The following is a 9,783-nucleotide window of genomic DNA, read 5'->3' as shown; positions in this document are numbered from 1 at the left end:
GAAAACATCCTTGCTACTAAAAAAGGTTTAGAACAAGACAATCAAGCTGTTAAAGAATCAGTTCAAACCGTATCAGTTGTAGAAGGTGGTAATCTAACAGCAAGAATTACTGCTAATCCAAGAAACCCACAACTTATTGAACTTAAAAATGTTCTAAATAAACTTCTTGATGTTTTACAAGCTAGAGTAGGTTCTGATATGAATGTTATTCATAAAATATTTGAAGAATACAAAAGCTTAGATTTTAGAAATAAAATCTCTAATGCTTCAGGAAGTGTTGAATTAACTACTAATGCTTTAGGCGATGAAATAGTTAAAATGCTAAAACAAAGTTCAGACTTTGCTAATGCTTTAGCTAATGAAAGTGGAAAATTACAAACTGCTGTTCAAAGCTTAACCACTTCTTCAAATTCTCAAGCTCAATCTTTAGAAGAAACTGCAGCAGCTTTAGAAGAGATCACTTCTTCTATGCAAAATGTTTCAGTTAAAACTAGTGATGTTATCACTCAATCTGAAGAGATTAAAAATGTTACAGGTATTATAGGAGATATTGCAGATCAAATTAATCTTCTAGCTTTAAATGCAGCTATTGAAGCAGCTCGTGCTGGAGAACATGGTAGAGGCTTTGCTGTTGTGGCTGATGAAGTTAGAAAACTAGCTGAGAGAACTCAAAAGTCTTTATCTGAAATAGAAGCTAATACTAATTTACTTGTTCAATCTATCAATGATATGGCAGAAAGTATTAAAGAACAAACTGCAGGTATTACTCAAATCAATGATAGCGTAGCACAAATTGATCAAACTACTAAAGATAATGTTGAAATTGCTAATGAATCAGCTATTATTTCTAGTACAGTAAGTGATATAGCTAATAATATCTTAGAAGATGTTAAGAAGAAGAGGTTTTAATTAGTCATTCAAGCCCAAAAAAGGGCTTGAATTTTAAAAATTTATGCTATGATTTTATATATTTTATCAAGGAAAATATATGAATTTATGGGATAAAAAAGCCAAAACTTACACAAGATATCAAAACACTTTAAACACCATACAAAAGCAAACTTTTGAATATTTACAAAATTTAAAGATTTCTTTTCAAAATAAAAGCACTATAGATATAGGATGTGGAACTGGAGTTTGGACTTTACACTTAGCTAAAGAGGCTAAAGAAATTTTTGCCTTAGATAGTGCAAATGCTATGCTTGAAATTTTACAAGAAGATGCCAAAAAACTAAATCTTAACAATATAAAATGCGAAAATTTGAGCTTTGAAACTTGGATGCAAAACAATCCTAATGCTAAATTTGACCTTGCATTTTTAAGTATGTCCCCTGCTTTACAAAATGAAAAAGATTATACAAATTTCTTAAATCTAGCTAAAACAAAAATTTATCTTGGTTGGGCTGATTATAGAAAAAGTGATTTTTTAGATCCGATTTTTAAATATTTTAATACCGAATTTAAAGGTTTTTATAAAAAAGATTTAGAAAGTTATTTACTAGAAAAAAATATATTTTTTCATAAGATTGTTTTTGATGAAACACGCAAAGTTCAAAGAACGAAAGAAGAGGCTATAGAAAATGCTCTATGGCATTTAAACATGAACAAAATCACAGCTTCTAAAGAAACTGTAAGTTCTTTTGTTGAAAATGATATTATTGAAACTATAGAATCCAAAATAAAACTTTTAATTATAAATAACTTATAAAAACATTAAGCTTATACTTATTACAATTTCACCGATTATTTCAAAGGAGTTTTTAATGGTTAAAAATTTAATCATCAAATTTGGACGCTTGATTCTTGATGCAATTGCAGTGATAAGTTTTGTTGTAGCTTTGCTTTATTCTCTTTTTATGATGTTTAGCATTGGATTTTTAGCTGGTTTATTGTCGCTGATAGTCAGTTTTATTGCTTTATTTCTAAGTTTTTTTGTAATCTATCTTGCTATAGATATCAGAGATGCTCTTGTAAATAAAGCTTAAATTTTCCACTTTTAAGGTGGAAAATCAATGTTTTAATTGAAATTTCAAAATTTCTCCGGCCATATAAGGCACAACTTGATTATATTTATCTTCATAGACATTTGGCACTTGCCATTTTTTTTCTTCTAAAGTTAAAATTTTATCTTCTTTAAATTTCAAATCATAAATTTTACAAGCGTTATCGCTTAAAAATTTTTGCAAATTTTCTTCGGAGCTATTTTGCTTAAATAATTCAGCTAAAACAGGTAAAATCACTGGAGCACTAAAAACTCCAGCCGCACAACCGCAACATTCTTTAGCGTGCAATGGATGAGGCGCGCTATCACTTCCAAACATAGCCTTTTCATAGCCACTAAAAGCAAGCTCGCAAAGGGCTTCTTTATCTTCATAGCGTTTTGCAATAGGCTTGCAAAATAAATGTGGATCCATCTTACCCCCTACTACATCATCAAGCGTTATCATCAAATGATGCAAAGTAATAGTTGCGTATAAATTTTCATAATCTTTTAGCAAATCACACAAAACCTTAGTGGTAATATGCTCCATTACAATTTTTAATTTTGGAAAGTTTTTTGCTAATTTTTCATAGATTTTAGCAAAATTTGCCTCTCTATCCATGACAAAATCATTTGTTTCACCATGCACTAGCAAAGGAATATTTAAATCACTCATAGCCTCTAAAGTAGGTTTTAAATACTCTATATCAAAACTTGAAACTCCACCATTTGAATTTGTTGTAATTCCTGCTGGATAAAGCTTAATGCCAAAAATTTCATCTTTGGCAATTTGAAGAAATTTCTCATCATAATTTTTAAAAAAAAGCGTCATTAAAGGAGTGAAATTTTTATCTTTACAAACCTTAATGATACGCATTTTATAAGCTTTTAGATCTTCTAAATTGCAAAGCGGAGGGATTAAATTTGGCATAATCACAGCTGCACAAAAATCTCTTGCACTAAAAGGTGCAATAAGTTCTAGCATTTGATTATCTCTTAAATGCAAATGCATATCTAAAGGATTTTTAAGTATCATTTTTATCTCCTATATTTAGCTGATAAAATCCATTCTTAAGGCGCTTGAAAAGTTTTTTTTCTTCTAAAAATTTAAAAGTAGCAATGATAGTAGGTTTGCTTTGATGTAATTTTTCTTCAAGCTCACTGATTTTAATCATAATAAAACCATTTTCATCGGCATTTTCACATAAAAATTTTAACAATTCAAAACGCTTTTTTCCTAAAATTTCTCGTATTAAATTTTCAAATTTCATAAGTAAATGCTATATAAAATAAAACCCCAAACAAAAAGAGCTAAAAGCACACTAAAAAACACTGCCGCACTCGCACAATCTTTAGCAATTTTTGCCTTTTCATGCCATTCATTAGTAACTAAATCAACACAAGCTTCAATAGCTGAATTTAAAGCTTCTATAATTAAGATAAGTATTAAAACACTTACCAATAACAAATGTTCCAAAAAACTAACTTTTAAGAAAAAACTAAAAACTATCGCAGGGATAATAATGCAAAGTTCAATTCTAAACGCCATTTCATTTTTAAATAAAGCAAAAACCCCTTCTAAAGCATATCTTGCGTTATTTAAAAAATGATATTTAGGCTTCATGGATTTGCCTTAAGTTTAGGATTTAATAAATCATACTCTGGCTTATAAACACTTGTTTTTACATCAAAATATCCTAAAAGAGTGCTAAAAAGATTATCTTGAGAAAGTTTTAAACTTTTATGTTCTTTAGCTAAATTCATTAATTTTTCATCATTACTCCAAAAAATAGCAGGAATATGAGTTTGATAACTTGGTGCTATAGCATAAGGCATACCATGAAGATAAATATCATTTTCGCCCAAACTTTCACCATGATCTGAAAGATAAAATAAAGAACTTTCATAATCTTTTTGCTCTTTTAATAGTTTTATAATCTCACTTAAAAGATAGTCTGTGTAAAGTAAAGTATTGTCATAAGTATTGATTAAAGCCTCGCTATCACATTTTGAAAGTTCATTGGTATCACAAGTTGGAGTAAATTTTTTAAACTCATTTGGATAGCGTTTATAATAAGTTGGCCCGTGAGAACCTTGCAAATGAAGAACTATTATATTTTGATCACTTAAATGATTTAATTTTTCTTTAAAAGGAGTGAGTAAATTTTCATCCAAATCACTAGAAAGCTTTTGTTTATAAGCTAATCTATCACAAACCCCTTTACAACCACCAGAATTATTATCAAACCATGCAGCATCTACACCTGTTTTATAAAGTATATCCATGGCATTTTCTTGAAATTCTGAACTCGAATAATCTCTACGCTTGGATATAGAAAACATACAAGGTAAACTTACCGCTGTTGCTGTTCCGCATGATGAAAAATTATCAAAAAAGACTACATTATCTTTTTTGGTATAAAAATTGGTATCATTTTTAGTATATCTACCCAAAGAATAATTTGCCGCTCTAGCGGTTTCACCCACTACTAAAACTAAAAGTTTTTTAGTGTGATTATTTTCTCTATAAGCATCATTAGCTATAGTTTTAAATTCTGGTTTAGCTTTTACAAAACGAACATAATAGCGATATACGGCATAAAATTGATAAAAAGGAGTATTATACATTCTTATTTCATTATAGTTTCTAAAAAAAGGCAAGAAAGTTTTGCTTAAAGGGATTAAAACTACACTAACCACAATCAAACCTGATACTATATTGATAATTTTAATTTTTATATGGGATTTAAAACTACCATAATCAATTTTCACTTGAACAACATAAAAAGCCAACAACAAAGCCAAAACAACAAATAAGATCAATTTTAAATTTAACAAATCTTTTACTTCTTTGATATCTGTTTGAACAACATTTTGTATCATATCAGAGTCTATAAGCACTCCATAAAAACTAATAAAATAAACACTTAAAAAAGATGATATTATAAACAGTATAGAAAAAAATTTAGTAAAAAACTTTATAAAAAGTAAAGAGCAAACCACGTGAACAAGGGCAAAATAGGCCACAATAAAAACAAAAGTTATAAACCAATTTTGATTGTTTTTTTCATACACAAACTCAAATAAATTAAAATTTAATATTGCAATCATTAAAGAATTTAAGAAAGTAAACCAAAACCAAGTTAATCTAAGCATATAAATCCCACCTTCAAATTTAAGGTTTTAATTTTATTGAATTTTTTTAAATGGATTGTAGTTTTAAATCTTTTTATGTTATGATTTACACTTTTAATGACAATTTTAAGGAAAATAATGAAACTACTTTCATGGAATGTCAATGGCTTAAGAGCCATTTGTGATAAAAATGCACTTGATTGGATAGCACAAGAAAAGATTGATTTTATAGGTTTTCAGGAAATCAAAGCACATGAAGATAAATTTCCTAAAAAAATTTATGAATATCCTTTTAAACACATGTATTTTAATTCTGCCAAAAGAGCAGGATATTCTGGGGTAATGAGTCTTTGTAATTTTGATAGCGAAGTAAAAAAATGTGAATTTTTTGATGATGAAGAAGGCAGGGTTTTAGAACACCGCTTTAAAAATATCGCACTTTTTAATATCTATTTTCCAAATGGTCAAAAAGATGAAGAGCGTTTAAATTTTAAGATGAAATTTTATGCAGATTTTTTAGTGTATTTAGATAAGCTTTTAAAGGATGGGTTTGAAATTATTATTTGTGGTGATGTTAATACCGCTCATAAAGAAATCGATCTTACCCATCCAAAAGCCAATGCCAACACTTCAGGTTTTTTACCTATAGAAAGAGCTTGGATCGATGATTTATTAAAACTCGGTTTTATAGATACTTTTAGAGAAATTAATGGCGAAATCAAAGAAAAATACTCGTGGTGGAGCTATAGAATGAAAGCAAGAGAAAGAAATGTAGGCTGGAGGATCGATTATTTTTTCATTTCAAAGGGTTTAAAAGATAAACTTAAAAACGCTTTCATAAGAGATGATATTTTTGGCTCTGATCACGCACCTGTAGGCATAGAAATAGATATTTAATATCCCAAAAAATGGGATATTATTTTCTAACAAATTTTTTTGCTTTTTCCCAAAGTCTTACACCGAGCTTTTTAGCTTTTTTGGAATTTAAATCTTTGTATTTTTCACTAGCAATTTTTTCTAATTCAAAAATTTCTTGTTTAAAATGATTTAATTTTCTTTGAGTAAGTTTGTTAAAATCATTAATCTTTGGATTTCTCTTAATATCATTTAAAACTAGTATTAGCTGTTCTCTACTTTCACTCGCAAGACGTCTAAATTTAGCAAAAAGATTATCAAGTTCATGTTCTAGCAAATTCTCAACTATACTCTTACAAGGATCATTTTGCAGTTGAATCTCTTTTTTTAAAAGAGCAATAAAATCATCTTCTATACCTATTAGTTCTTTACTTTTTGAACTAACATCTTCTTCAAAATTTGCATAAGTTAATGAAGCTTTAAATTTTTCCATTGCTAAAACAATACCATCTCTTGTACCTTTAATCACACCTAAACAAAGATCTTTTGCATAAGCCATAGATTCATTAGCTATTTCAAAAGCGGTATTTAAAATAATACTTGAAATTTTTAAAATTCTTTCTTTTTCAAAATGAGCTTCACAAATAGCATTGTATACGAGATTTTTAGCTATTTCGCTACTTGTAAGTTCTATATCTTCAGCCTTTTCTAATGTGGTTAAAAAAGCACTTTCAGCGGTTTCTTTTAAAATTCCAAGCATTTCTATATCAAATAAAATAGCATCATTTAAACCATCGCTAAATTCATTACAAAAAGAATATTCTTGTAAAATATTCTCAAAATCAAAAAAATTATCACTGATTTGATTTTTAATCAAATTCTTTTGATTTTCAATCTGTTTGTTTAATAATTCAGCTTCGCTAATATACTCATAAAGCGAATTTTGAGCATCTGCAACACTTGCTTTTACTAGAGCCTTAATAACCTTTGAAACATTTTCATCGTCACAAAAATCAAGTTTTTTTAAAATAGTTAAAAATTCAACCAAAAGAGAATTTAAAACTTTTTTTGTTTCATGAGGATTATGTGAAATTTGCTTATATGCAAGATTAAAACTCAAGTCTTCAAGCAAATCTCTTGCTTCATCTTTACCAAGATTTGATAAAGAATTTTCAAAAATAATTAAAGTATTTTTCATTTTTCCTTCTTTCTTAAAGTACAAATTTTGCTTTAGCTTTTAATTTATCAAATATATCCAAACGATCTTTTTTGCTATCAACATAAACATTTAATAAATAACTTTGATATTTTCCGCTCGCACTTGAATTCGAATGTTCAAATTTATATTCTCTTTGACCTAAAATTTCTTGAAAAATTTCACTTGCCCTAACATGCACCTCAAAAATTACCTTATAGTCCCAAAAAGTAGGATAATTGATCTGAGGTTCTTTTTTAAGATCGCACAAATTTACCACTTTTGCCTCCTTCTTTGCTTTCAAGCACTATATCCGTAATCCTCATTGATTTATCTATAGCCTTGATCATATCATATATAGTTAAAAGTCCTATACTAACCCCACTTAAAGCTTCCATTTCAACACCTGTTTTACCTTCACACTTAACTGTTACAATAAGCTTAAATGCACATTCTTTAACAAATTCCACAATATCAGTTTCGACTTTAGAAAGCATCAAAGGATGGCACATAGGAATAATTTCACTTGTTTTTTTAGCCCCCATTATAGCCGCAACAATAGCTGTTTGAAGAACAGGACCTTTTTTTGCGGTATTGTTTTTAATTACATCAAAAGCTTCTTGACTCATATATATCATACCGCTAGCTGTGGCTATTCTTGAAGTAATATTTTTATCGCTTACATCTACCATTTTAGGATGATTGTTTTCATCTAAATGACTTAATTTCATAAATTCACCTTTTAAAAAATTATAAAAATTATAGCAAAACCAAACAAATTTAAGATAAAATAAGCTTTGTATTTTTATTTAAGGAGAAAACAATGGCTTATGAAGATGAAGAAGATTTAAATTATGATGATTATGAAAACGAAGATGAAGAATATCCACAAAATCACCATAAAAATTATAATTACGATGATGATGATTATGAATACGATGATGATAACAATGATGATGATTTTTATGAGATGGATTAAAATACAAAATTTTCATCTTTAAATTACAAGCAATGTCTTTACAGGGCTTGTAATTTATATCTTAATAATACCCAACGCACATACTCTCAGTGATTTTAATACGCTTTTCAAAAGGAGCTGGACTAAAAAAATGGCATTTTTCTATATAAATATGCTGATGATAATTTAGCCCTAAAAAATCATAAAATTTTTTTAGATTAACAAATTTAATCCCACAAATCTCCTTAAGCTCTAAAAGTTTATAAATAGAAGAATTATTTTTTTCCACTAAATGAGATGGGGCTAATCCAGTAAAAGAACAAAAAGCACTTGCCAATACAAAACCATTTAAACCGCTACATTGCCTTAAAGCTTGCTGATGTTTTTCTAAAATGCAATTCCTATGCAAAAATATAATTCTTGTTCCTTGATATCTACCTATTTCTACATTTTTCCAAAATTTATAAGCATTTTTTGAAATTCCAGCAAAACGATGAAATTCAGCGTTTAAAATATAGTGATCTAAAAATTCATTAGGAGGTAAGATTAAGCTTTTCATCACTACAATTTAGAGCCCTAAAAGAACTCTTTAATCTTCTTTGTTTAAATTTTCCTTAGCTTTGCTAGGAAGCTTAGATAAAAGATTATTTAAATCAAAATTAATTCCTTGAGTTTTTGCCTCTTCAAGTAAAGCAACTGCAGCTTTTGCGTTAAATGGAGAAGAGCCATCATGCGGAGCAAAAAGATGATCTGTTATTGCTAGAGCATAAGCGGATTTTTTCACTTCTTCGCGAGCAGCGTGAGGAGTGCGAACAAAACATATACTTTCAATCAAAACATCATCAAAATTCCAACGATGCAACAAAAATCCTAAGAAAGAAATATGATCTACACCTAAAAATTCATTCTCCGCTAAAGCAATATTTTCAATTTTAGTTTCATTTAAAAAAGTTAAAAATTCTTTCTCTCTGTGATTTTGTATAAGAAAATTTGAAAAAATAACAATGCCAAGTCTTAAAAGCATTGCACAAGGAACTAAGAGATGAGAAAGTTTTTTATCTTCATCATTAAGCCAATTTGTGATAAAAGTTGCCTCTTCGTTGCAATTTCTTAAAAAAACTTGAGTATCCAAACCATATGGTGAAACATCTATTTTAAAACTATCTTTAATGGAATCAGCCGTAACTATATTGATGATATTACCAACGCCTAATAAAGTAATCACTTGATTTATAGTTGTAATTTCTCTTGTAAAACCATAATAAGGAGAATTCGCAAGTTGCAAAAGCTTAGCCGTCATCAACGGATCGCTTGAAATGATTTCAGCAACTTTCATGGTTTCTATATTTGAATTAGCCTCGTTTACATATTTTCTTAATTTACTCACAGTATCAGGCAAAGGTGGCAAAACTTCGACGCTTTTTAATAAAAGCTCGTTCATATCTCCGATCATATTAATACATCCTTATTTAATATTCAATGTTCTTCATAGATTTACAATTATATCTAAAAATTAATTTACTTATTGCACAAAGTGAATACATTTAACACTTGATTAAGCATAGCTAATTTATAGATAAAATATCTAAAAAATACAAAATCAAAAATTTTAAATTTTATCTAGAATATAAAAACTAAAGATGATAATTTTAAATAAAA

General features: G+C 28.3%; 13 protein-coding genes and 1 pseudogene. 5 read left to right on the top strand and 9 right to left on the bottom strand.

The features are described 5' to 3' along the window. The 3 genes and pseudogenes from AJ887_RS00115 to AJ887_RS00105 all read left to right on the top strand — a co-directional run. On the top strand, nt 1-909 hold a 909-nt coding region (locus tag AJ887_RS00115; RefSeq protein WP_250537851.1), incomplete at its 5' end, for a methyl-accepting chemotaxis protein. 79 nt (nt 910-988) lie between these two features. Then, entirely contained in the window at nt 989-1,708 is a 720-nt protein-coding gene (locus tag AJ887_RS00110) for a class I SAM-dependent methyltransferase (protein ID WP_070239740.1), read from the top strand. A 55-nt stretch (nt 1,709-1,763) separates the two neighbouring features. Then, a pseudogene (locus AJ887_RS00105) lies at nt 1,764-1,978 on the top strand (hypothetical protein). A 31-nt stretch (nt 1,979-2,009) separates the two neighbouring features. Here the strand turns inward: AJ887_RS00105 and pyrC are convergent. The 4 genes from pyrC to eptC are packed head-to-tail and all read right to left on the bottom strand — an operon-like array spanning nt 2,010 to nt 5,137. After that, nucleotides 2,010-3,017 (bottom strand): dihydroorotase, encoded by a 1,008-nt coding sequence (pyrC, locus tag AJ887_RS00100; RefSeq protein WP_070239744.1) that lies wholly within the window; start codon nt 3,015-3,017, stop codon nt 2,010-2,012. Beyond that, the gene (locus AJ887_RS00095) at nt 3,007-3,252 is read right to left on the bottom strand and encodes a replication/maintenance protein RepL (protein WP_002861043.1); all 246 of its coding nucleotides are present in this window, start codon (nt 3,250-3,252) and stop codon (nt 3,007-3,009) included. Before AJ887_RS00095 ends, pyrC begins: the two co-directional genes overlap by 11 nt. Next, nucleotides 3,249-3,605 carry a diacylglycerol kinase gene (locus tag AJ887_RS00090; RefSeq protein ID WP_070239746.1) on the bottom strand — a complete coding sequence of 119 codons (357 nt, stop codon included), beginning with the start codon at nt 3,603-3,605 and terminating at the stop codon, nt 3,249-3,251. The genes AJ887_RS00095 and AJ887_RS00090 overlap by 4 nt, the downstream gene beginning before the upstream one ends. Then, on the bottom strand, nt 3,602-5,137 hold the full coding sequence (gene eptC / locus AJ887_RS00085; RefSeq protein WP_070239748.1) for a lipid A/FlgG phosphoethanolamine transferase EptC: 1,536 nt from the start codon (nt 5,135-5,137) through the stop codon (nt 3,602-3,604). Before eptC ends, AJ887_RS00090 begins: the two co-directional genes overlap by 4 nt. A 117-nt stretch (nt 5,138-5,254) precedes the next feature. Here eptC and AJ887_RS00080 point away from each other — a divergent pair, with 117 nt between their 5' ends. Continuing rightward, nucleotides 5,255-6,013 (top strand): exodeoxyribonuclease III, encoded by a 759-nt coding sequence (locus AJ887_RS00080; RefSeq protein WP_002869154.1) that lies wholly within the window; start codon nt 5,255-5,257, stop codon nt 6,011-6,013. A gap of 19 nt (nt 6,014-6,032) precedes the next feature. On the opposite strand, the gene AJ887_RS00075 is transcribed toward AJ887_RS00080, so the two are convergent. The 3 genes from AJ887_RS00075 to moaC are packed head-to-tail and all read right to left on the bottom strand — an operon-like array spanning nt 6,033 to nt 7,897. Next, entirely contained in the window at nt 6,033-7,193 is a 1,161-nt protein-coding gene (locus AJ887_RS00075; RefSeq protein WP_079860869.1) for a hypothetical protein, read from the bottom strand. Beyond that, entirely contained in the window at nt 7,183-7,446 is a 264-nt protein-coding gene (locus AJ887_RS00070; protein WP_002869152.1) for a DUF493 domain-containing protein, read from the bottom strand. Before AJ887_RS00070 ends, AJ887_RS00075 begins: the two co-directional genes overlap by 11 nt. Then, nucleotides 7,424-7,897 carry a cyclic pyranopterin monophosphate synthase MoaC gene (gene moaC / locus AJ887_RS00065; RefSeq protein WP_044778741.1) on the bottom strand — a complete coding sequence of 158 codons (474 nt, stop codon included), beginning with the start codon at nt 7,895-7,897 and terminating at the stop codon, nt 7,424-7,426. The genes AJ887_RS00070 and moaC overlap by 23 nt, the downstream gene beginning before the upstream one ends. 92 nt (nt 7,898-7,989) lie before the next feature. Between moaC and AJ887_RS00060 the strand changes: the two genes are divergently transcribed. Beyond that, nucleotides 7,990-8,145 carry a highly acidic protein gene (locus AJ887_RS00060; RefSeq protein ID WP_002851965.1) on the top strand — a complete coding sequence of 52 codons (156 nt, stop codon included), beginning with the start codon at nt 7,990-7,992 and terminating at the stop codon, nt 8,143-8,145. A gap of 61 nt (nt 8,146-8,206) precedes the next feature. On the opposite strand, the gene cheQ is transcribed toward AJ887_RS00060, so the two are convergent. Together cheQ and cheP are read right to left on the bottom strand one after the other, a co-directional pair. After that, nucleotides 8,207-8,686, bottom strand: a complete 480-nt coding sequence (gene cheQ, locus AJ887_RS00055) for a cheVAW transcriptional regulator CheQ (protein ID WP_002854628.1) — start codon at nt 8,684-8,686, stop codon at nt 8,207-8,209. Nucleotides 8,687-8,713: 27 nt separating this feature from the next. Next, a complete protein-coding gene (cheP, locus tag AJ887_RS00050; protein ID WP_070239752.1) occupies nt 8,714-9,577 on the bottom strand; it encodes a cheVAW transcriptional regulator CheP in 864 nt (287 codons plus the stop codon). Nucleotides 9,578-9,783: the final 206 nt, after the last annotated feature.

It is taken from the genome of Campylobacter sp. BCW_6466, from assembly GCF_001762835.1.
In the GTDB taxonomy this organism is placed as follows: domain Bacteria; phylum Campylobacterota; class Campylobacteria; order Campylobacterales; family Campylobacteraceae; genus Campylobacter_D; species Campylobacter_D jejuni.
The sequence above is the reverse complement of the archived record's forward strand: the minus strand, read 5'-3'. Positions and strand labels throughout refer to the sequence as shown.

Coding starts and splice junctions, on each gene's coding strand:
- AJ887_RS00110 (WP_070239740.1), top strand. CDS start 989: ATGAATTTATGGGATAAAAAAGCCAAAACTTACACAAGATATCAAAAC.
- AJ887_RS00060 (WP_002851965.1), top strand. CDS start 7,990: ATGGCTTATGAAGATGAAGAAGATTTAAATTATGATGATTATGAAAAC.
- AJ887_RS00090 (WP_070239746.1), bottom strand. CDS start 3,605: ATGAAGCCTAAATATCATTTTTTAAATAACGCAAGATATGCTTTAGAA.
- pyrC (WP_070239744.1), bottom strand. CDS start 3,017: ATGATACTTAAAAATCCTTTAGATATGCATTTGCATTTAAGAGATAAT.
- cheP (WP_070239752.1), bottom strand. CDS start 9,577: ATGATCGGAGATATGAACGAGCTTTTATTAAAAAGCGTCGAAGTTTTG.
- eptC (WP_070239748.1), bottom strand. CDS start 5,137: ATGCTTAGATTAACTTGGTTTTGGTTTACTTTCTTAAATTCTTTAATG.
- AJ887_RS00095 (WP_002861043.1), bottom strand. CDS start 3,252: ATGAAATTTGAAAATTTAATACGAGAAATTTTAGGAAAAAAGCGTTTT.
- AJ887_RS00080 (WP_002869154.1), top strand. CDS start 5,255: ATGAAACTACTTTCATGGAATGTCAATGGCTTAAGAGCCATTTGTGAT.
- moaC (WP_044778741.1), bottom strand. CDS start 7,897: ATGAAATTAAGTCATTTAGATGAAAACAATCATCCTAAAATGGTAGAT.